At 52.5% G+C, this 22,324-nt stretch carries 22 protein-coding genes; 6 read left to right on the forward strand and 16 right to left on the reverse strand.

Translation table 11 applies throughout. From position 1 onward, the window contains the following. Positions 1–42: 42 nt before the first annotated feature. From gnd to JTN23_RS16835, 13 genes are all read right to left on the reverse strand, one after another. Positions 43–1,458, reverse strand: coding sequence for an NADP-dependent phosphogluconate dehydrogenase (gene gnd / locus JTN23_RS16775; RefSeq protein WP_247236166.1), 1,416 nt, complete (start codon positions 1,456–1,458; stop codon positions 43–45). A gap of 450 nt (positions 1,459–1,908) precedes the next feature. Next, positions 1,909–2,598 carry a DUF2306 domain-containing protein gene (locus tag JTN23_RS16780; RefSeq protein WP_247236168.1) on the reverse strand — a complete coding sequence of 230 codons (690 nt, stop codon included), beginning with the start codon at positions 2,596–2,598 and terminating at the stop codon, positions 1,909–1,911. Between the two features lie 136 nt (positions 2,599–2,734). Beyond that, positions 2,735–3,532, reverse strand: a complete 798-nt coding sequence (locus JTN23_RS25935; RefSeq protein ID WP_247236169.1) for a LytR/AlgR family response regulator transcription factor — start codon at positions 3,530–3,532, stop codon at positions 2,735–2,737. Between the two features lie 132 nt (positions 3,533–3,664). Further along, complete coding sequence (locus JTN23_RS16790; RefSeq protein ID WP_247236170.1) at positions 3,665–4,204, reverse strand: hypothetical protein; 540 nt, start codon at positions 4,202–4,204, stop codon at positions 3,665–3,667. A gap of 102 nt (positions 4,205–4,306) precedes the next feature. Beyond that, entirely contained in the window at positions 4,307–5,206 is a 900-nt protein-coding gene (locus JTN23_RS16795) for a DUF4249 domain-containing protein (RefSeq protein ID WP_247236171.1), read from the reverse strand. Next, complete coding sequence (locus tag JTN23_RS16800; RefSeq protein ID WP_247236172.1) at positions 5,194–7,584, reverse strand: TonB-dependent receptor; 2,391 nt, start codon at positions 7,582–7,584, stop codon at positions 5,194–5,196. Before JTN23_RS16800 ends, JTN23_RS16795 begins: the two co-directional genes overlap by 13 nt. Before the next feature lie 149 nt (positions 7,585–7,733). Further along, on the reverse strand, positions 7,734–8,300 hold the full coding sequence (locus JTN23_RS16805) for an outer membrane protein (RefSeq protein WP_247236174.1): 567 nt from the start codon (positions 8,298–8,300) through the stop codon (positions 7,734–7,736). A 220-nt stretch (positions 8,301–8,520) separates the two neighbouring features. Then, complete coding sequence (locus JTN23_RS16810) at positions 8,521–9,357, reverse strand: HipA domain-containing protein (RefSeq protein ID WP_247236175.1); 837 nt, start codon at positions 9,355–9,357, stop codon at positions 8,521–8,523. Between the two features lie 101 nt (positions 9,358–9,458). Then, a complete protein-coding gene (locus tag JTN23_RS16815; protein ID WP_247236176.1) occupies positions 9,459–9,788 on the reverse strand; it encodes a HipA N-terminal domain-containing protein in 330 nt (109 codons plus the stop codon). Beyond that, positions 9,781–9,993: a helix-turn-helix transcriptional regulator gene (locus JTN23_RS16820; RefSeq protein WP_247236177.1), complete on the reverse strand. Its 213-nt coding sequence runs from the start codon at positions 9,991–9,993 to the stop codon at positions 9,781–9,783. Before JTN23_RS16820 ends, JTN23_RS16815 begins: the two co-directional genes overlap by 8 nt. A 108-nt stretch (positions 9,994–10,101) precedes the next feature. Beyond that, a complete protein-coding gene (locus JTN23_RS16825) occupies positions 10,102–10,422 on the reverse strand; it encodes a putative quinol monooxygenase (RefSeq protein ID WP_247236178.1) in 321 nt (106 codons plus the stop codon). Positions 10,423–10,528: 106 nt separating this feature from the next. After that, the gene (locus JTN23_RS16830; RefSeq protein WP_247236179.1) at positions 10,529–11,119 is read right to left on the reverse strand and encodes an NAD(P)H-dependent oxidoreductase; all 591 of its coding nucleotides are present in this window, start codon (positions 11,117–11,119) and stop codon (positions 10,529–10,531) included. Between the two features lie 78 nt (positions 11,120–11,197). Next, positions 11,198–12,025, reverse strand: coding sequence for a helix-turn-helix domain-containing protein (locus JTN23_RS16835; RefSeq protein ID WP_247236180.1), 828 nt, complete (start codon positions 12,023–12,025; stop codon positions 11,198–11,200). Positions 12,026–12,201: 176 nt separating this feature from the next. Between JTN23_RS16835 and JTN23_RS16840 the strand changes: the two genes are divergently transcribed. Further along, the gene (locus tag JTN23_RS16840) at positions 12,202–12,708 is read left to right on the forward strand and encodes a GNAT family N-acetyltransferase (protein ID WP_247236181.1); all 507 of its coding nucleotides are present in this window, start codon (positions 12,202–12,204) and stop codon (positions 12,706–12,708) included. Here the strand turns inward: JTN23_RS16840 and JTN23_RS16845 are convergent. Both JTN23_RS16845 and JTN23_RS16850 read right to left on the reverse strand, forming a co-directional pair. Next, entirely contained in the window at positions 12,687–13,703 is a 1,017-nt protein-coding gene (locus tag JTN23_RS16845; RefSeq protein WP_247236182.1) for a cytochrome d ubiquinol oxidase subunit II, read from the reverse strand. The two genes, JTN23_RS16840 and JTN23_RS16845, sit on opposite strands and share 22 nt — an antisense overlap. Positions 13,704–13,706: 3 nt before the next feature. Continuing rightward, positions 13,707–15,032 (reverse strand): cytochrome ubiquinol oxidase subunit I, encoded by a 1,326-nt coding sequence (locus JTN23_RS16850; RefSeq protein ID WP_247236184.1) that lies wholly within the window; start codon positions 15,030–15,032, stop codon positions 13,707–13,709. A 201-nt stretch (positions 15,033–15,233) separates the two neighbouring features. On the opposite strand from JTN23_RS16850, the gene JTN23_RS16855 reads away from it, so the two are divergent. Further along, positions 15,234–15,806 carry a DUF2867 domain-containing protein gene (locus tag JTN23_RS16855; RefSeq protein WP_247236185.1) on the forward strand — a complete coding sequence of 191 codons (573 nt, stop codon included), beginning with the start codon at positions 15,234–15,236 and terminating at the stop codon, positions 15,804–15,806. Positions 15,807–15,908: 102 nt separating this feature from the next. On the opposite strand, the gene JTN23_RS16860 is transcribed toward JTN23_RS16855, so the two are convergent. Further along, entirely contained in the window at positions 15,909–17,225 is a 1,317-nt protein-coding gene (locus tag JTN23_RS16860; protein ID WP_247236187.1) for a M20/M25/M40 family metallo-hydrolase, read from the reverse strand. A 138-nt stretch (positions 17,226–17,363) separates the two neighbouring features. On the opposite strand from JTN23_RS16860, the gene JTN23_RS16865 reads away from it, so the two are divergent. The 4 genes from JTN23_RS16865 (at position 17,364) to JTN23_RS16880 (ending at position 22,264) form a co-directional block, all read left to right on the forward strand. Next, positions 17,364–18,296: a M20/M25/M40 family metallo-hydrolase gene (locus JTN23_RS16865; protein WP_247236188.1), complete on the forward strand. Its 933-nt coding sequence runs from the start codon at positions 17,364–17,366 to the stop codon at positions 18,294–18,296. 113 nt (positions 18,297–18,409) lie between these two features. Further along, positions 18,410–19,489: a PDDEXK nuclease domain-containing protein gene (locus JTN23_RS16870; protein WP_247236191.1), complete on the forward strand. Its 1,080-nt coding sequence runs from the start codon at positions 18,410–18,412 to the stop codon at positions 19,487–19,489. Between the two features lie 179 nt (positions 19,490–19,668). Further along, the gene (locus JTN23_RS16875) at positions 19,669–20,658 is read left to right on the forward strand and encodes an NAD(P)-dependent alcohol dehydrogenase (RefSeq protein ID WP_247236192.1); all 990 of its coding nucleotides are present in this window, start codon (positions 19,669–19,671) and stop codon (positions 20,656–20,658) included. Positions 20,659–20,815: 157 nt separating this feature from the next. Beyond that, positions 20,816–22,264, forward strand: coding sequence for a S41 family peptidase (locus tag JTN23_RS16880; RefSeq protein ID WP_247236193.1), 1,449 nt, complete (start codon positions 20,816–20,818; stop codon positions 22,262–22,264). Positions 22,265–22,324 lie beyond the last annotated feature (60 nt).

The following is a 22,324-nucleotide window of genomic DNA, read 5'->3' on the forward strand; positions in this document are numbered from 1 at the left end:
AGCTCCCACGGGGTGGGAGCGGCTTCACACGTATAGTTTTTATTACCACTCCGTATGGAATATACCTTCCTTGTCTACCCGTTCGTAGGTGTGCGCGCCGAAGTAGTCGCGCTGCGCCTGAATCAGGTTGGTAGGGAGTGTCTCGGTACGATAGGCGTCGAAGTACGCCAGCGACGACATAAAGGCCGGCATGGCAATACCTTTATCAATGGATAGCTTCAGGATGGCCCGCATATCCAGCTGACGATCCAGCAGGTCACCGCCTACCTTGGGGTCCAGCAGCAGGTTGGGCAACTCAGGGTTCTGCTCATAGGCCGCCCGGATATCGTTCAGACATACCGCCCGGATGATACAGCCCCCGCGCCAGATCTTGGCTACCTCATTCAGGCGCAGCCCGTAGTTGTAGGTAGCAGAGGCCACAGTTAGCTGAGCCAGTCCCTGCGCGTAGGTGGAGATCATGGCAAAGTAGAAGGCATTACGCATCTGATCTACCAGTGCCTTACGATCTCCGTCAAACGCTACCTCAAGGGCCGTATTGGGGAGTAGCTTAGAGGCCTCTACGCGCTCTTCCTTGTACTTGGATATATCGCGCATGAGCACGGCCGTATCAATGGTAGGTACCGGTACCTGCAGGTCCATGGCGTTTTGTGACGTCCACTTGCCGGTGCCTTTGGAGCGGGCCCGGTCAGAGATCACACTCACCAGTCGTTGACCAGTCTCATCGTCTACTTTCTTGAGGATTTCAGCGGTAATTTCGATCAGGAACGATTGCAACTCCGACTGATTCCACTGCTCGAATACCGCCTGCAGTTCGTCATCACTGAGCCCTACGCCGCGTCGGAGCAGGTCGTATGCTTCGGCGATGAGCTGCATGATACCGTACTCGATCCCGTTGTGTACCATCTTGACGTAGTTACCCGCCGAGCCACTTCCCAAGTATGCCACGCAGGGCTCGCCATCTACCTTGGCGGCAATGGCCTCAAAGACCGGACGCAGCCGTTCGTAGGCTTCGCGGTTTCCGCCGGGCATCATACTCGGACCGAAACGGGCTCCTTTTTCACCTCCTGATACACCCATCCCAAAGAAATGGATGCCTTTTTCTTCCAGACCTATTACCCGGCGCTCGGTATCGGGGAAGTACGAGTTACCACCATCTATCACGATATCGCCCGGCTCCAGCAGGGGCAGCAGGCTGGCGATCACGGCATCTACCGGGTTACCGGCGGGTACCAGCATCATGATAGCGCGGGGTTTTCGGATCGACTGCACAAACTCTTCAATGGAAGTCGTGCCACGGGCCGGTTTTCCTTCTCCGGCCTCGGCCTGTACGGCCGCCGCCTTGAGAGGGTCCAGATCCAGACCAATTACCGAAAAATCATGATCAGCAATGTTGAGCATCAGGTTTCTGCCCATTACCCCAAGACCGACCATTCCGAACTCGTACTGTAAATTGTTCATAGTTAGAGGTTATAGAAGATGTATTACCTTTTTAGTTAAATTGAATTAGACAACTTGGTTTGTCTGTTGATGCCCACCTGGTACTAATTCAGTAGGTGCGTTACGTGTATTTTGCGCGACTAAACTACTGCTTGTTCAGTCTTTTTCTATCAATCTATCTGTATTAAGATTATCCTACCAATAAACTACGTCTACACCCTTAACACAACCTGCTGTTAACCAATGACTTATCACACCATGCCTTTACACAAATCTGCGTATTAGTTTTTGTAAAATCAGGAACGCTTAGTACATAATAAGGCAATGGCCTGCGAAGCCATTGCCTTATTTTTATAAAGATTTGCACTACCAGTAAAAGTCAGTACCAATGCATATTCCAGAGTTCTGCTAGCAGCAGTACACAATTAGGCGTCGGGTGTATCTTCCCTGTTTAGCTACTCTGGTTCGTACTTATTCAGAGGCTACCATTGTCGGCTCTACTTTACTTGCGGCTTTGGCTTTGTAAGGCCTGATGACCCGGCCTATCCAGATCCCGATCAGGACGCCCGGCAGTACCCAAAGTACCCAGGTAAAGCTGCCGATACTAAAATTGACTACGATGAAGGCCGTAACCGTAGCCGCGAAGGAGCCGCCCATGCGGGATCCATGCGTCACCAGCCAGTGCAGTTTGTCTTTGGGAGCTACAAAAAAGCGGCGGATGTCGACGATAGCGTTCAGCAGACAGAACCCTCCGAAGGTAAGAGGTACCGTACCCCACGCACCACGGGTGATGAACCAGTCAATGCTGAATACCATCAGCCCTATCCCGAACACGACACCCGTGCCGCTGATGAGCCAGTCGATCCACCGGGGCTTTTGCTTCAGGTAGAGCTTCTTGAGGTACAGGGCCCGGTACCCCGAGCAGGCCAGGTAGTAGCTGAAGAAACCTACCATCAGCAGGAACGGATTATCCTTAACCAGCGAAATGGCCGTCGAAGTAATGAATACGCCCGTCATACCGGCGAAGAACAGCTTGCCGGTCAGTCGGTGCCGCTTGCCTCCTTTGCGGTTGAGCATGGACAGAAAGCCGGTGATCAAAGCCAGGAAGCCCGATATAATGTGGACGATCAGTAGAGTCATGGTAGTTACGAAAGTAGCCATAGCGGTACAGGTTTGCTGCGTGATTTTCTCTGCAACAAAAGTGCGATGGACCCACTGCCCTTTGCAAATCAGAGGGACAGACTGCAGGACTTAGGGACGAATGGGGGCCAAAAAGGCTGATTTGCAAGCCGTAGGGCTAGTTGGCAACCCTCTTTTGCTGCTGCAGCTGAGAAGTAAGCTGCTCATGCAGCGACCTGGAAACGGGTATTACCTCCTCAGCATCCTGCAGATGCAGCTTCAGTCCCTGCGCATTTCCGGTTACGTGCCGCACTTTGGTAAGGTTGACCAGGTACGCCCGGTGGCATCTGAAAAACTGCGGGAACCCGCTCAGGGCCTGCTCGGCTTTCTTGAGAGTACTTCTTAGAAAGCGCGAGGTCAGCTTTCCATTTTCTACGTAGTAGACCTGTACGTAGTTATCAGCCGATGTGATATACCGGATGCTATCGAGGGGTACCTCAAGTACTTCGTTTTGGTAGTCGCCTATCAGCGTTATCACCTTTGATGCCGGCTCCGCTTCCTCCTGCTTCTCCCCCAACTCCTGCTCCATCTTCCCGGCAGCAGCCTGGTTTTTGGAAAGCAGAATCACGTACTTCAGCAGTACTACAATGATAACCGGAAATATACCAATAGCCAGGGTATAGCCCAGAAAGTCAATGGCCGTCAGGAGAGAGATAGGATCGCCGTACAACCCATGCGTAATAAGCAGATTAACAAAACTGATAGCAACGATCTGCCACAGCATCATCAACAGCTCTTTGCCTACGGTCCAGTGCTTTTCGGCAAACCATGATGGCAGTATAGACGGGAGAAGAAGCGAGTTAAGAGCCGCAGTCACGAAAGTACCTAGTCCGTACAGCGCCGCATGCAGGGGGAAATAGGGAGTAGCTACCCGGTTAAGCTCGAAGGGCCTTAATAGCAGAATAATAAAGAACACGATACATCCGGAAATCAACGGAAATCGTAAACTGTTTACCGAAGGTTTATAAGCGGGAAAGGGTTGTGCCAGTATCATGTCAGCTTCTCTACGACATAGCTAAGGTACTAAACTCCGTACTTACTATTGTAATTAGCTTACCCATTCCATGAGGGTAAGCCACAGTAACCAATTATTATTTTTCTTCTTGTACACCTGCAATGTTCCCGTCCCACACCTCATGACACAGCCTAAGTTAAAGTAGTCATAGTAGAAGATACAGACACTATCATTTCTTATGAAAATGGGTTTTGAGAAACGATGTAGCCTTCTGGTTGAACTGGACTGTGTTTCTTGCCCGGAAAGAGAATCCTTAACTACAAGAGTACCCTTTTCTAAAAGATTTTCATTCCAGCGAATGGTTGTAAGCTTAGCGACTTCGCTGTTGACAAATGCTTTTTCTTTACTGGTTAAGACCAACACGCTATCAGCTTCATAAAGGTGTCTTTCCAGAGACCGTAATGTATCAGGTTGTAGGGCTTCATGTATCATCATAACATGATGATCATACAGCCTGTCCGTATACAAAGATGACTTAAAGAAGTACCTTATAAACTCTTTCTCTTTGAGGCTTTGACCATAGGAGACCATGGCGGCAAAGAAACTGAACAGTACTACCAGTATATATCTCATGTTCTTGAATATTAACCTATAAATAAAACTAGCGGAGGTACAGCGAGGGCCAGACTACTGTTATTTAGGCTGTTGTTCCCAGAGGCTTCTTTATTAATACTACTAATTATACGATATAATCCTGCTGGTTTCAGTATAGCTCATCAGGATACCGTAGCCGCCCGTGACGTTGGAGTAGCGGTTTTGTGGCTCCTGGAATACCCGCTCCACATCTCCGAAATCAGTACCCGTCGTATAGTAGCGGTAGTAGCTCTCGCTCACCTGGCGCAGCCGAAGGCGAAACTGATCTACCGGTACCTGCTTGAGAGTAGCCGAATTATACCCCTGATTGGGTACTAGTAGCCGCTGGGTAATGGTTCTGTTGCCCAGGCAGTGTCCTTCGTACAGGTACTGGTCTTCGCTTCGCATAAACTCACAAGGCACCGAACTGCCCATGGGCCGGTTGAGGTTTTCGGGCGACACCCAGACGGCTTGTCCACCCGAAACTCCTTCAACCTTTAGTTCGTAGTACTGCTCTCCCGAAAGAACATTCTCAATTTCCGCAGTAAGTATCCGTTGGTTTTCATTCTCCGAAGCTACCAGTCCAGCCCCTGTGAAAGTGGGAGCCGCTTCAATGAGTACCGGCTCTGTACTGAGTAGGGGGAGTGCATCCAGACTGGCTGTAATACGGTAGCTCTTCCCTATCCGTGGCCGGTACTCTTTCTTCGATTGGTAGGTCTGAGTACCTGCGTAGGCAAGAGTGTCTACTACCATTTCATTCTCCCACAGGACAACCACCGCCTCCCTAACTTCCACAAAGCGATGCTCGCCTACCGGCGGCACGCTCTGCCCTATTCTTACACTGACTACTTCGGAAGGTGTCAGTACGCCGAACAAGACCAGCTTATCCCCCTCGTAGGGTATATCCAAACTGATTTCTTTGGTACACCCTCCCATCAGCATGAGGCAGAGGCTAGCCAGAAAACAAGTCGTTAGCCGCAACGATACTCTTAGTACTTCCATGACAAGCTGACAAAAGGTAAAAACCGAATGGGTGAAATCTGTAGAACCCGGTTATTTATACCCACTATGGGCTGTGGTACCCTTGGATCTCCTGAATGTGGTTCCTGGATTAAACCTTGAGTATAGGTAAGAATAAAAGGGTTCTTTTGGGCATAGAGGTTGATCACCCCCAGCGTCACGGTCTTTTCCCGGGCCCGGCGCGTGGGGTGGGCTAAGCGGTAGCTAACATCCAGCCGGTGGAAAGCAGGCATGCGGGCATTGTTGCGGTCCCCGATAACTTCGTTGGGAACACTATTTGGATATTCCAGATTGGGAATTACGGCCGCAGGCATGGTAATAGGCTGCCCCGAATGGTACTGCCAGGAGGCCGAAAAACCTCCTCCCCTGGTAGCTTCGTGGTTGACCACCAGGTTGATGTAGTGCCGACGGTCGTAGGGGCCGGGATACCAGTTGCCCCGGTTGATGGACTCAAACCGCCTCCGGTTCCAGCTCAGGGTATAGCCCAGCCAGCCGCTCCACTTGCCCGCCCGACGGTGCGCAAAGAGCTCATAGCCATACACTTCGCCAATGCCGTTTCGGGTCACGACCCGCTCCCAGTTCCCATCCGTTACGTTCATCAGCGACTGTCCCGTCTGGTAGTCGATCAGGTTGTGCAGGCGCTTGTAGTACCCTTCTACGGTCAGTTCCAGGTTCAGGGCCGAGATATCTTTGGTCACACCTCCGCTCCACTGGTGGGCGTTCTGCGGAGGTAGCGTAGCCGTCGAAGGCACCCATACATCATTCACGGCTCCGGCCAGGCCGTTGCTAGTCAGCAGATGCGTAAACTGGTTCATCCGGGTGTAGCCCAGCTTGAAGGCGTAGTCCTCCGGCAGGATCAGCAAAAGGCTGGCGCGGGGTTCGAGAAAGGTATAGGTAGCGCGGGCGGGGAAAAAGGTCGCCCAGCGAGCACCTGCGTTTACTTTCAGCCACGAGCGGGGCCGTACCTCGGCTTCCAGATACAGCGCCGTTTCGGGTGTCAGGGGTGTACCTGTTACAGGAGTGCCTGCCACAGGCGTTTCCTGCGCCAGGTAGTTGGTTTTGATACGGGCGGTGCGGTACAGGTGTCCGATGGCTTCCACGCCGGTCCTGACGGTCAGCCCGGGCGAAGCGTAGTACTCCCAGCGGGTCCGCAGGCTCCAGTCCTGCAGGCCTGAGTTATTGCGGTAGTAGGTACTCGGTTGGCGGCCTCCTTCGGCGTAGGAGTCGAAGGAGACCTGGTAGTGGTAACGGGTATAGGTAAGCGAACTGGTGCTGAACCACTTTGCTCCCAGCGCTTTTTTGTACAGGAGTGTGGAAGTAGTATTGCCCCAGTCTAACCCCAGGCGGCTGCGCTGGCTGACGGCCGACGCCTTTTCTTGCGAGTTCCAGAAGTCGTAGCCATTGTAGATGCTCCACGAGAGCTGCCCGCCGTTGCGGAAGCGGTGGTTGATCTTGCCGTTCAGGTCGTAGAACCAGTAGTTGGAGTAGTTCCGCAGACTGCCCCACTTGTAGGCCGCGTACACGGGCAGCAGGATCAGACTCAGGTACGAACTGCGCGCCGCCACCATGAAGGAAGTGCGGCTAGGCTGCTCGGAATCGGTATTTTTCCGGGAGAGCGGTCCCTCCCACAGGAACTGCGAACCGATGAGCCCCACGCTGAGCTGGCTCTGGCGCTCCCGGTAGTTGCCTTCGCGCATGGTCAGGTCAATGACGGAGGAGAGTCTGCCGCCGTAGCGGGCCGGAAAGCCCCCTTTATAGACATCTACTTTCTGTAAGGCATCGGGATGGAACAGTGAAACAAAGCCAAACAGGTGCGATACGTTGTACACTACCGCGTCATCGAGCAGGATCAGGTTCTGGTCGGGAGTACCCCCGCGTACGGTCACCCCGGCGGTACCTTCGACGGTGGAGCTGATGCCGGGTGTGAGAGCAATGGCTTTGAGTACATCGGCCTCACCCAGTAAGGTAGGTACCACTTTGAGCTGCTGAATGGGCAGGCTCACCAGTCCCAGCTCCCGTTCGGCCAGCGGTATCTGCCCCCGTACAGCCACCTCCTTGAGTTCTTTGGCTACCTGCGCCAGCCGGACTACCACAGAGGTATCCCTTGCCGATGTAATTCGTAAAGTATCGGTAGCATAGCCCAGATAGGAGCAGATAATGGTAGCAGGTACCCTAGGCACCTGAATACTAAAGAAGCCGGAGCGGTTGGTCACAACTCCGGCCTTCTGTCCCGGATTATAGACAACGGCTCCGGCTATGGCTTCTTCGGTAGCCGCATCAAGTACATAACCGCTTATTGTCTTTTGGGCATAGCCGGGGAAGGCCAGCAAGAACAGGAACAAAAGAGAGGCATTCTTCACAGGGAGTAGGGTGTGTAAGGTGGTGGATGCAGGGCAAGTGTAGTACTCGGTGGTCGCAAACTAATACATTCTCCTGATCAGGCCTCCCTGAAAGCACTCCCATTTACTCAACGGCCCGAATCAGATTGATACTCTAACCTCTTAGGCCTTTACTTCAGATACAGCGAAAGCCCCAGTCTAAATGTAGTAGCCGCATTTTTTCGGCTGTCAAAATCCCCTCTCAGAAAGTAACGGTAGTTAACATCCGCCTCCAGAGCTACTTTGGGAGCCACAAAGTAAGCTACCCCTGCCCCCACGGAAGCATTCCATTTTTCATCACCTCTAAACCGGGTAGGCTGCCCGGTAATAACATCCGAACCCTGTGCTCTGTGCCAGGCATAGCCAGCCAGTACATTGACGTAGGGGCGTACTTTCCAGTCACCAATGTAGAAGCGGGCCAGCGCGTTGGCACCGGTAGCCGTAGACGAGCTGATAAGATGGGTGTCAAAAGTTCGGCGGGTATAGTCTACCGACAGTTGTCCGCCCAGGGCTACGTTGCGGCTTACGAAGTAGGCTACGTGGGGCGTGAACAGGATGTTAGTATTTTGTGTCTGCTGTACTCGTCGGCTAGCACCATTACCGGCGACACCCACCAGCCAGGTACCTTGTTCGGTTTGGGCCAGGGCAGAGAAGGAGAGCAGGGACAGCAGTCCCAGGAAATAGAGTGGATTTTTCATGGTAAAGTGAGTGAACGGTTATTGAGTGGACAGTAAATTCTACTGCAAAGACAACGAAGAAAAGGGTAACCTACACCATCCCCGTTTCTTAATAAATCTTAATTTTATTCAACGGTCACCTCAAGTAACCGTTGAACACCACTCTAATAACCTATTCAGCCACTTTCACCTACACTATCCCCGCTCCACCCAGTACTTCCAGTTCCTGCCCTCTTTTATGCTATCCGCTTACTCTTTCGATTCTTTCTTTCAATAGCTTTTTATAAGTAAGCTGCTGTTCAATAGGTAAAAAGCTTCCATCAATCATGTCAGTGAATGCATCTATCTTTTGCACTAATCTTCTGTAAACACGCTCGGTAGATTTAGCAGAAATTCCCAGATTAAGTGCCAGCTTATCAAAGTCAACGCGGGTAAGCCGGTTCTTCTTACCATTGATCGTCAAAGCACATTCTTCTTTGTCTTCCGGTAAAGCCAGTTTAGTTGAAAGTAGGTCGTAGGCCGGTGATAAAGCTATATCACCACCTTCGGGTCGGATAAGGGTAAAGTTCTTCAGGTGCATATCCGCATTGCCCGTCACAAAACAGAATAAAGTAGTCTCGAATAAGGTTAAAGCCTCCAAACCTTTGTTGGTAGCATACGTACGAACAGTTCTGCCTACTTTTTCCATGGACCCTCTGTATTTATGTTCAGTCAGCGTTTCAGTCAACTGGCACAAATCTTCCATATGTATCCTTTTGCTTCCGCTGCGATCAAAGCGCTTTGTTAGGTAAGCCAACTCTCCCGATTTGAGTCGGATCAAGGTATGCTCCGCCGTTTTGATTCCGAATTCCGCAGCCATTTTCATCGTTACATCTTCATTCTCCGGTAACGCTTCGAATTGCTCTGTCGGCGGTTTTAGAATAAAGTCTCCCCATAGCCCAACCAGCGTCAAGCGGCTACTTTGCGCATCTAACCTTTCCAGGTTAAGTGACAACTTAGGTTGTACGCCCGTAACAGCAGTACTCTTCAGTACCAGCTCACGAGCCATGTTCTGAAGCTCCTCCCATTTGATTGCCAAAACAGGGGGTATGGGTGTACCAAAGAACTTCTTACTACACGCAACATGAAAATCCTGTTCATGATCGCTGAGTGGCTGGTGGCAGTAGAGGCAGCGTAGACTCATAACTCAGGCATTTCGGCTTTTCTTATACTTACTGCCCCCAGACAGTCCTGACATACTGTAAGTAGCAGTCCCATTCGGTCGCGGGGGTTCAGCTTCCAGTTTTGTACGGCAATATTCAGCAACCAACCTTCAGGAATGAGTCCATCAAAAAAAGGAAAGAGGGTCTTGCTTTGGTAGGGCTCCATACGTAGCGGTAGAGTCAGACTCACAGGCGGATTGTTACTTGTCAAATAGAGTTCATCGTACTTAAATGTATATCCATCCTCATCCTCTGTCAGGAGTCCTGCCAATACCTCCTGGTAGTATACCTCGCCAGCTCTATTCATAGCGTTCCTCCTTTCGGACAGGTCCTACCTCACAGCCAAATAGATCTAATACCTGATTTACCTTGTCGAGCCGCAGTGTTGTTTTTCCCTGTTCCAGCTCTCGTACAAAACGGAGGCCTACCCCCGATTTCTCAGCCAGGTCAACCTGCGTAAGTCGCAGGGTTTTCCGTTTATGTTTTACAAATTGAGCAAGTAAGCTTGTCATACTTTATACCCGTTCGGTATCATTTATTATATCAAGAGCTATATTATACCCTATAAGGTATAAATATAGAAAATATCGGATAAGTATAACCGAAAGGGTATAAAAATATTAGCTCGCTATGCCCGCGCCACCCAGTACTTCCAGTTCCTGGCCTTTCTCGGGCATTCCATCCAGTATGGGCATGGCCCGTCCGATCAGCTCCCGTACGCCTTCCACTTTGAGCGAGTTGTCGTGGTCTTCTTTGGTGTCCCATACTTCCGTGACCCATACCGCATCGGCATCCTGCGGATCGCGGCTGACGATGTACAGGTGGCAACCTTTGGCCGTCGATACTAGGTTAGCAGCTTCCAGTAAAATAGAAGCCAGATTATCGCCTTTACCGGCAAATGCCTTTAATTTTCCGTGGAGACCGTACTTGTTGTTATTCATGAGTGCATTGGGTTGTTAGTTAGACACAGGTACTTTTACGACCCTTCGGTCGGTTTTGAAAGATACCAAAAAAGGCGGAAGTCACGAAAGTACCCCGCCTCTCCCCTTACACTACCGCGTAGAATTGGCTGTATACCTCCAGGATGGCGCTTTTCCAGTCCGCCACCGTTTCGGGGGTAGCGCGGTCAGCTTTACCAAAGAAGAAATGCTTCTTCACTTCTAATCCACAGTAAGTATAAATGCCCCGGTCCGAGGTCAATGAAAGGGCTTTATCCATGCCGACTGCGGCATACTCCTGATTGGACTTCCCGTGGGTATTGATGATAACAGCAGACTTTCCGGTCAGCAGCCCCTTCTGTACGCCCTGATCGTATCGGTAGGCAAAGCCGTAGCTCATCACCCGGTCAATGTAGCCCTTCATAATGGCAGGCATGCCGGTCCACCAGATGGGGTAGATAAATGTAAGTGTATCGGCCCACCGGATATAGTCCTGCTCCTGTCTGATTGTATCCTCCACGGCTCCCTGCATCTGCCCGAGTACGTCCTGCATGGATAGTACCGGATCAAAGCCCAGTTGGTATAGGTCGCGTACCTGTACTTCGTGGTCCTCCTGCCGCAGGGCCAGTACGAGCTGCTGCTTAAAGTAGCTGTTCAGACTCTGCTCGTTGGGGTGTGCATAAATGATAAGATGTTTCATAGCTTTTGCTTTATGTTTGATGACAGAGCAAAAGTAGCGGCCCCTAACCGGGCAAAATTGTAAGAAAACGAAACGGGGCTAGTCAGGTCGGGCTATGCAGATATCCTGCTGAAAGCGCAGAAAGTGCGTGGGAGACAGCCCCAGGTAATGCCTGAAGTCGTGGATAAGCTGGCTCTGGTCGTAGTAGCCTCCCTGACTCACTATATCCTGCCAGTCCACCTTTTCAGTTCCGGCTACCTTCGCTTCCAGTAGCTCCACCACTCTCAGAAAACGCTGGTACCGGTTTATCTCCTTGGCACTGTATCCCAGGTACTTTTTATGTTTGAGTTGAATGGTGCGTTCGTGCTGGTCAGTCTGCTGGGCTACCACTCTAATGGGATTCAACCTACTATCCGACGAGAACTCCGCCAGGGACGCCAGTGTCTGGTCACGGTACTTTAGATAGGGTCGGCAAAAATCCAGCAAGTACCCGACACGACCGGCCGATGTTTGTATGTCTTTCAGCAGGTGCCAGAGGTTGGTAAAGCAGTTTTCATGGAGTAGTTCATCAGGATGCATCGGTAGCGCATCCGACACCATGGCCTGTCCGAAGAACCGATAAAATGCATCGGCTTTAAAGTTGGCAGCCAGCAGATCGGCTCCCGGTGGTAAGGTATACGCAATGGCTTGCTTGACCGGCCAGAGCAGCAGGCACTTCTCCACCTCTACCGTTGTACCTGAGGGAGAAGTAAAAGATAGTTGGGCTCCAAAGCTAAACAGCAATATGGTCTGAAAAGAAGGGAGCAGGGTCTTATGTACGGGCTGCGATGTCAGGTTTTGGGCTACATAAAAATGCGTAAAGACCTCACTAAATTCAGGAGGTCCCAGTATACGCTCACTGGTGTAGTCTTGCCTTTCTGCTTGCATATTGCTGCTGTCCTGGTTAACCGTTTCTCCGAAAGTCCTACTCCATAAAACTATTCAAATATAGTTGGAATGTAACAGCTTCCGTACCTGGATAAAAGAAAGCAAATGCTGCCTGTATTGACAATGAGCCCTATTTAACCTATATTTCAGGTACTACTCCACAACCAGTTCCCATCATGAACAGCACCTCTGATAAAGTACTACCCATACTGCTACTCCCCATCAGGAGGACGCTGGACGAAAATCCGGAATTCAGAGACCATCCTGATTGCCAGCCTACCCTCCGGATAACGATTGATTACTTTGAGCGGGTCGGCTATGCTCCGCCCTGGATAGGGTACTACGCGCAGGTGGAAGATAAGCTGGTGGGAGCGGGAGGCTATAAAGGTCGTCCGAAAGACGGTACCGTGGAGATAGACTACGGGGTTTTTCCAGCCTATCAGGGACAGGGCTACGGTACCGAAATATGCCGGCAACTGGTACAACTGGCGGTACATACCGATCCCTCCGTCCGTATCACCGCCCGGACACTACCTGACAATTACGCCTCGGCGGGGGTACTGAGACGGAACGGATTCGAACAGGTACGTACCGTCCATGACGAGGAGGATGGAGAGGTACTGGAATGGGTATATACCAGGGGACTGCCTATCTTCTCCCTTCAGGGATTGGCCGGCTTCTGATCATCACTGGGCTTGAACACCCGGAACAGGAAGTAGAAAGCTGGTATCACAAACAGCAGGCCCACAAACAGGGCGATCAGCAACTGGTACTGGGTAGCGGGTGGAGCCTGGGTGTTGTAAAAGGTCAGGTGGTTGCCACTCTTTTCTACCACCAGCACGGGATACTGTATCGCAAACCAGCCCACGATCACCATCGCCACCTGCAGACCGATGGCCAGGCGCAGGAACAGGATACTGGGGTGGTTGAACAAATAAAAAATAGCCGGTACCAGTAGTAACGCAACCGTAAAAGCACCGATGCTTACGGTGGAGTTAAAGAAGTTACTAAACAGGTGTAGTTCGTACCATTCCGCAGCCAGAAATACCAGCACACTCATTACGAAGGTCAATAGCATGAAGAATTTAGAGAGCCGGATGTACCGGAGCCGCTCAATTGGTGTCTGGGTTTCGCCAATGAGGAATATAGACGCTATGTACCCAAACAGCAGGGCCGAAAATAGCCCCATGGCAAAGCAGAACAAGTTGAACCAGGGGTAGATATACTGTTCGTAAAAGCTCTCACTGGTATCCGACAGGTCAATTCTTCCTAGGATCATGGCTCCGAGCGTCACGCCCAGAAAAACGGGAGTAATAAAACTGGATACTTTGAAAACAGCCGTGTAGTACTTATGGCTGGCGTCCCGCCCAATGTCGTAGTGGCGGAAGGTGAAAAACGACCCCCGCAGCACGATCCCGATCAGCACGACCATCAGCGGAATGTGCAGCACTACGCTAATGGTCGAATACACCACCGGAAAGGCCGTGAACAGGATCACAATAGCCAGGATCAGCCACACGTGGTTGGCCTCCCACACAGGCGCCAGAGCTTTGGAGATGATCTTCTCTCCTTTGCGCCCCGCAAAGGTCTCGACGATGCCAGCTCCGAAGTCGGCCCCGCCCAGGATGGTATACAATACAAATGATACGCCAAGGATAAGAATGATAATCTGCAGCATAGCTTAGGGTTTGGAGGTTCGGGCCGAAGGATAAAACTCTTCCACGGTTTCGATCTGTCGGCGCATCATCCATATCAGCAGTCCGGTCAGCAGCAGATACACCGACGTGATGAGATAGAAAGAGTACTGTAGCCCCGGCATGGCCGACACGGCATCTTTGGTGCGCATGACTCCATAGATAATCCAGGGCTGACGACCCACTTCGGTGACGGTCCAGCCAGCCTCCACGGCAATAAAGCCCAGCGGCGTCAAAAACACAATAAAGAGAAGCCACCACTTGTTAGACAGCAGGTGTTGCCAGCGCCAGCTAAACAATAGGAACAGCAACCCGGCCAGGGCCAGCAGCATGCCTATGCCTACCATGATCTGAAAAGCGACGTGGGTGATCAGCACGGGCGGGCGATCTTCTTTGGCAAATTGATCCAGACCGATCACTTCGGCATCAAAATCCCCGTGCGCCAGAAAACTAAGTGCCCCCGGAATATGGATAGCATAGTCTACCCGCTCTTCCTTGTCGTTGGGAATGCCGCCAATGATCAGGTCGGCTGGTTTGCTGGTTTTATAGAGACCTTCGAGCGCGGCCAGTTTGGCCGGTTGCCGGTCGGCCACATCCTTGGCCGCATAGTCGCCACTCAGGGGTTGCAGAAAAGCCGTAATGGCACCGAAGGAGAGCGCTATCTTGACTGCTTTGCGGTGAAAAACGTTTTTGGGATTCTTGATAAGCAGGAAGGCATGTACCCCGGCTACGGCAAAGGCGGTAGCCACAAAGGCCGCCAAGGTCATGTGCAGGGCCTGCGAAAACCAGGCTTCGTTGAACATAGCCGCTACCGGATCAATGTTGGTAGCCTGACCGTTCTGCCAAGTAAACCCGCGCGGACTGTTCATCCAGGAGTTCGCCGATACCACAAATATACCCGACAGCACCCCCGAAATACCTACTACCACGCCCGACATCCAGTGAACCCAGCGGTTCAGGCGATTCCAGCCGTAGAGGAATACGCCTAGCGCGATGGCCTCTACGAAGAAGGCAGTACCTTCCCACGAAAAAGGCATCCCAATAATCGGCCCGGCGTGCCGCATAAAGCCCGGAAAGAGCAGGCCCAGCTCAAACGAAAGTACCGTACCTGACACCGCCCCAACGGCAAAAAAGAGAGCCACTCCCCGCGACCAGGCCTTGGCGAGGTCTACATATACCTGTTCGTTGGTTCGGAGCCACCTCCATTCACTAAACGCCATCAGGATAGGCATGGTCATACCTATACAGGCAAACACTATATGAAAGCCGAGCGATGTTGCCATCTGTAGCCGGGCCGCCAGTAAATCATCCATGGGTTGTGGGTTTAAAATCGGACGAGTCCGGTGGTAGTCAATTCCCGTTTTGAAGATAGGACTGCCAGCTTACTTTACCAACCGGTTCTGGATGAATGGCTATCGGGGCAGAATTGCATACCCGAAACCTCCACCCCTCGGTCGGGAACATACTGCTACTTCGTATATTTGGTTAAACAACCACCACCAGGCCCTTCACTAATGAAAATCATTAAAACAACTCTCCCGGCGGGCTCATTGTTACATGATCTTCAGCCATCCTATGACTACATTGATAGCTTTCAGGGGGGTATCACGGACAGCGACAACTCCCTTGACTCCACCCGCGTAGGGAAAGCCTTTTTTACCAGTAGCCCTCAGTGGGTGGGCGCGCTGTTTGCCCTACGTAACCGGATAGTCGCTCTCTTTGGCCTTAAAACATCAGGAAGCTCCACCAACCGGCAGGAACTGCTCAACCGCTTCACCTGCCAGAAAGGCGAACGCTTGGGGCTTTTCAAAGTATTTGATAAGACCGAGCAGGAGGTTATTCTGGGTGAAGATGATAAGCACCTGGACTTTCGGATATCCCTGTTCCTGGACCAGACTCCCGGCGGCACCGGTGTGAAGACACTGACTATTTCAACTACCGTAACCTTCCATAATGCCTGGGGAAGGCTGTACTTTGTACCGGTTCGCCCGCTACACAAGCAGATTGTACCGGCCATGCTGAAAGCGATCATTCGGGAACTGGAAAAGCCTGCCCCGGCGGACGCTGCAACTGCCTATCATGACTAGACGAAAAGAAGAACTAACCCGGAACAAGTAACAGGCCAATAGCAAAGAGCGCAGAGTCCTCACAGCCCCTGCGCTCCTAGAAGTTTATATCTGCATTTCGCTTTACCGAAGCCCTGCCTCAGCCAGCAGAATCAGCAGCGTCCGCTGCATAGCCAGGTAGGCCCGGTCATTGATAAACCACTCATCCAGCGCGTGTGCGCCGCCGCCTTTGCCTCCCGCCCCGATGGTAATACCGGGTACGCCTTTGGCAAAGGGAATATTGGCATTGGTAGAGCCCACCCGTAGCGCCGGCTCCTGCTCCACCTGGCGCGTAGCCGCGATGGCCCGTTGTACCAGCGGGTGGTTCTGATCCAGGCTACCGGAAGGACGGTCACCTACCATCTTTACCTCTACCGTCAGGTCAGCACCCAGGCGCTTCATCTGGTTTTCTTCGCGGACGGCCCGCTGTACCGCGTCCTGCAGGAGCTTGTCGATGCCCGCCAGTTGCTCAGGGCTCTCCGAGCGCATATCCACCTGCATCCACGACTCAAACGGTATAGCATTGACCGAGGTACCTCCACCCACCATCCCCACGTTGTAGGTGGTGCGTACGCCCTGGCGGGTAAATCTGTCGGCCTCCTGCGTAAAGTAGTAGATAGCCCGTCCCAGTGCCCCGTGCGGATTCACCATCCCGAATGCCCCCGAGGAGTGACCACCCGGCCCCTTGAAGGTAATCTCGTAGCGGTGCGAGCCCAGGCCGCGGTGGGTAATGCTGCTGGCACCCAGGCCGTCGATGGCGATGTAGGAATCTATCTTCAGCCCCGGCGTGTCGAACAGTTTCTTGACGCCCCGCAAGTCGCCCAGGCCCTCTTCCCCCACGGTACCGATAAAGAGCACATCCGCGTCGGTCTCGATGCCGGTCCGTTCCATCACCTCCAGTACCGTTAGTACCATGGCCAGCCCCTGCGTGTCGTCGCCGATGCCGGGAGCCCGTAGGGTATCACCACGCTGCCTTACCTTTACATCCGTCTCTTCCGGAAACACCGTATCCAGGTGCGCCTCCAGTACTACGGTCTTTTTGCCGGTTTTGCCCCGGCGCTTCGCTATCACGTTACCTACTTCGTCGGTCCATACCGAGTCGGCCCCAGCGGTGCGCAGCATCTCGGCGTACTTCCGTCCGCGTACTTCTTCCTTGAAGGGCGGCGCGGGTATTTCGGTCAGGGTGATCAGGTTCTGCATCGTCCACGGGTCCAGCTCCTTAAACAGCCCGAACGCCTTCTGTACCCGGGGCTGCTTTGCCAGGGCCTGTATCTCCTGCGTGTACCGCTTATCTGCCTCCACGGGGGCTTCCCTGGCAGCAGTACCTTGTGCTATGCTTTGGATTGAAATGGTTCCGGCCAGGAGTACACCCATGGCCCCTATACGTATGAGTTGATTCATTCAGGTTAATGTTCCGTTTGGTTTACCTGGTCAAGATAGGCAGAAACCCGGTGCGCCCCGCAACCATACATCCTAATTTTCGTTGGTTACTTCTCCCGAAGCCCTTACTTTTAAGGTTTCAGATCCATTTTTCATTTTATGCGACTCTTTTTAGTACTCCTTTTTGCCCCGTTACTCCTCGTAGGTCAGCCCGTTAGGCCTACCGCCGACAACATTGCCAAACATGTCAACTACCTCGCCTCCGACCGCATGAAAGGCCGCGGCACCGGCAGCCGCGAAAACGACAAGGCCGCCCGCTACGTCATCAAGCAATTCAAGAAGCTGAAGCTCGCACCCCTGGGTACCGATGGTTACCGCCAGCCTTTCACCGCCAAGGTGCGACGGGTGGTAGTACCTGATAGCATTCGCCCGGCCAATAATGTCATTGGTTTCCTCAACAACGACGCCCCCTATACGATAGTAATCGGCGCGCACTTTGACCATTTGGGAATGGGCAACCAAGGCAGTTCCAAAGACCCGAAGCCCCAGGGACAGATCCACAACGGAGCCGACGACAATGCCTCGGGCGTGGCTGGCCTGCTGGAACTGGCCCGGTACTTCTCCCGCAACGGAGTGAAAGAGCCGTACAACTTCCTGTTCATCGCCTTCGGGGCCGAGGAGCTGGGACTGGTGGGCTCGCGGCATTTTGTCAATAACCCCACGCTCCCCCTCAACCAGATCAACTTCATGCTCAACATGGACATGATCGGCCGCTACAATCCCGAGCGCGGTGTAGGTGTCGGTGGCTTCGGTACCAGTGCCGAGTGGCCGGAGGTATTCAAAGGGGTGCAGGGAGAGGTGAAGTTCTTTACCGACCGGGCCGGCAGCGGCGGCTCCGACCACGGCTCTTTCTACGCGAAACAGATCCCGGTGCTCTTCTTCCATACCGGCGGCCACGATGATTACCATATGCCTACCGACGATCCCGGAAAAGTAGACACGCGGGCCGAAGCCGGTATTCTGGACATCGAAATCAAGCTCATCGAAAACGCCATGAAACTACCCAAGCTCAACTTTACGGAGGTGAAGTGAGGGAAGCAGGTGATTTAATTGATCAAGGAAGTATTCTTCAAACCAGATAGTTTTTCGTACTTTACTTACTCTCAAAATTCACCTACCTTATATAGGTCATATCTATAGCCAGCATGCAGGATTTTAAACAACTCGTTGCAACGATTGAGCAGGTACATAGCCATCTGCAGGCTAAAGCAGCCAATGCGGTCAATCAGGCACTAACCATCCGTAACTGGCTAATTGGCTATTATATAGTAGAGTTTGAGCAATATGGGGAAGATCGGGCATCCTATGGCGCTGAGTTGGTAAGTAAGCTTGCAAAAAGCATTGCTATAAAAGGTTTAACAGCCCCTGAACTCTCTCGCTGTCGACAGTTTTACCATTGCTATCCTCAAATTATTGGGTCGGTGCCCCAAGAATTTAGTAACATTATTCCAGAACAGATTCTTGGGACACTGTCCCAAGAATCTAAATTACTTCAAGTACCACCTGAAAAAATAGTCTCAAAACTTTCCTTTTCCCATTTAATCGAACTCATAAAAATTGATAATCCCCTCAAACGTACCTTCTACGAAGTTGAATGTATCAGAGGCACGTGGAGTGTACGTGAGTTGAGACGCCAGATAAGCAGTCTTTACTACGAGCGGAGTGGTTTATCAGCCAAGCCGGAGAAACTGGCAGAGATGGTTAACAAAAACACCTCTCCTCAGGTACCAACGGACATTATCAAAAATATCTACGCCTTTGAATTCCTTGATCTCAAGACGAGGGATCTGGTGGAGGAGTCAGATCTGGAAAGTGCTCTGCTCGATCATTTACAGGAATTTATTATTGAACTAGGCAATGGGTTTTGCTTTGAAGCGCGTCAGAAGCGTATTCTCATCGGCAGTACCTACTACTTTATAGACCTACTTTTCTACCACCGCATTCTCAAATGCCATGTGCTGCTTGAGCTAAAAATCGGTGCCTTTGAACATGGTGATATAGGTCAATTGAACACCTACCTCAACTACTTCCGGGAGGAAATCAGTGAAGCATCAGACAACCCGCCCGTGGGAATACTACTGGTTGCCGAGAAAGATCATGCACTGGTCAAATACGCAACAGCCGGAATGGACGAGAACCTGTTCGTCAAGCAGTACCTCATCAAGCTACCCAGCACAGACCAATTACAACACTATGTCGAAAAAGAATTGAAAGCACTGCAATAGGTATGTTTTATTCCAATTCGGTACTTTCCCAGGTTTCTGTTCTCTCCATGAAGCTACCCAAGCTCAACTTTACGGAGGTGAAGTGAGGGAATAAGGCGCCATTTTTACCACTCATACCTTTCCGGTCGCCCCTCTACAAGGTAGTGTGTATCTTTGGTAAGAAACACACTACCCTAGCCATGAAAGCCATCATCTGTCCCCGGTACGGCTCACCGGATATACTACAGCTCCGCGAGGTACCGAAGCCTGTTCCCAAAGGCAACGAAGTCATAGTACGGGTACAGGCCGCCTGCATCAACTCCTGGGACTGGGATTTCCTGCGGGGCAAGCCGCTCCTGTTTCGCCTGCTTTTCGGACTACGCAAACCTAAGTACTCCATCCTCGGCTGTGACATAGCAGGCCGTGTGGAGGCCGTAGGCCCTGACGTGACCCGGCTGCAACTGGGCGATGCTGTATTTGGTGATATATCCGGCTGTACCTGGGGCGGCTTTGCCGAGTATGTATGCGCCAGTGAAGAGGCCCTGGCTCTCAAACCAGCCGGAATGACCTTCGAGCAGGCCGCTGCTACTCCCCAGGCGGGTGTACTGGCCCTGCAGGGGTTGCGCTACCAGGGGCAAGTCCAGCCGGGGCAGCGGGTACTGATTGTGGGCGCCGGTGGTGGAGTGGGGACCTTTGCGATCCAGATGGCAAAGTCCATGGGAGCCGAAGTGACAGCGATAGACAGCGGGCCCAAGCTCGACCGGCTGCGTGCCCTCGGAGCTGATCACGTGCTGGACTACACCCAGCCGGATTTCCGCGATACACTCTACTACTCCGGAAGTCACTCCTATGATCTGATTCTGGACGTAGTAGGCCAGGATTCCATCTTCGACTATCGACACATCCTACGCCCCGGTGGTCGATACATAATGCTGGGAGGTACCGTACGGCGGATTCTTCAGGTAGCGTGTTTTGGGTCATTGCTGGCCCGGCGGGTGGGGCCGGGTACTATGATCGGCATCCTGGCGCACAAGCCCAACCGAACCGATCTGGACACCCTGGCGGCTCTCTTCGAAACCGGACAGGTAGTACCTGTCATTGACAAGACCTACCCACTCCCCGAAACACCCGACGCCTTCCGGTACTTTGGCACTGGCAACGCTCAAGGCAAGCTCGTCATCACAGTATAAAGCCTCCGGTACGTATAGTGTACCAGCTACCACTAATTGCTGACAAGCAGACACCTGTGTTTGTAAATTAGACTCCTGGCCGCCCTACCTGTGGGGCGAGTAACTTTATAATCAAATACCCTTACAGCACCAGATCCACCCATTACCGCCGTCGATCATGAAGCACTTGATCACTTTACTAGGCCTCTGTTTCCTTGGCTGGACGCCCGTCCACGCCCAGTCGTGCGACTGCGAGAAGGAGTTTCAGTACCTGAAAAACTACCACGAGCAAAACCACCCCGGACTTAACTCTCCCGGTGGTAAGGATAGCCCTGACTACCAAAAAGCCACGCAGGATCTGCTGACAGCCCTCCGGAAAGCCAGGCCCCGGACCGACTGCATCCTGTACCTGCAGGACTACCTGGCGCTGCTCAAAGACCACCATATATCTATTGAGCCTTCGCTGCCTAAGATTACCCGCTTTGACGTGACGAATGCGGCCCTGGTGGATAGCCTGTACCAGAGCCCCGCTTTCCGCTCCACCCCAAAGCGGCCGGTAGACTCCACCGCCCTGGCCCGGCAACTCAGCTCTAAAACCACGGAGGAGCTGGAAGGCTGGTACACCGACCCCAACAACAACCTGATCGCCATCGTAAAAGAACGGGGCTCTGACTGGCCTTACAAAGGCATTGTAGTCACCAGCAGGACTCCGCTATTCCCCCGCGGTACCGTTAAGTACCAGTTTCAGAAGCGGCCCAACGGTACCTACTGGACCTCGCTGGTACTGCCCGACTACCAGACGTTTCACTACGCCACCACGCTCACGCCCCAGGGCATCCCCAGCGTAGGGTTGAATCGGGTGAACGCTCCGGCGCCGACCGAATCCCAGGAAACAAAGCCATATAGTTTCTCTTTCCTGAACGAACGTACCAATTACCTGCGGGTGAGTAGTTTTGACGGGAGCCTGAGCAGTACCCTCAACTCCTTCTATGAGTCCCTTGAAAGTGTGATCCGATCCAAACCGTACCTGGTCATAGATATACGCAACAACCGGGGCGGCTCCGACGGGAGTTTCTGGGGCTTGATCGACTACCTCTACACCAACCCCATCCAAACCGACACAGCCGCTATCTGGGTTAGCCCGGATAATATCGCGCGCTACGAGGAAGCCCTCGCGGCCAAGAAGCAAGTGCCCGGCCAGTACTCTTCCGATGGGCTGGCCCGGGAGGAAGCCCTGATCCGGCGGATGAAAGCCGCCCCCTCTTTCTCATTTATGCCTATGGTGGAGGGTGACCCGGCCGCTATTACCTCCGATATGGTACTTCCCTACCCAGCCAAGATAGTGGTGCTGATGAACCGGCAGTGTGCCAGCTCGGCGGAAGCCTTTATCTACTACGCGAAGCAAAGCCGGAAGGTACTGACCCTGGGCGAAAACTCGGGTGGCTTCATGGGCTTTGGCAACGTTATGGAAAGCCGCACTCCCTGCTACCACTATACCGTCCGAAGTACGACCTTTAAGTACAAGAACCTGTCCCAGTACGAGTACGTAGGTATCGCCCCGCACATCCGGCTATCCCCGGAGCAGGACTGGCTGGCCGAGGCGGTGAGAGTATTGGAGGGGAAGTAGGTTTGAATGGTGAGTGTGCTATGCTATTAGATGATTGAGTATGCCGAAGAAGTAGACCAG

It is taken from the genome of Telluribacter roseus, assembly GCF_017355915.2.
Taxonomy (GTDB): domain Bacteria; phylum Bacteroidota; class Bacteroidia; order Cytophagales; family Spirosomataceae; genus Telluribacter.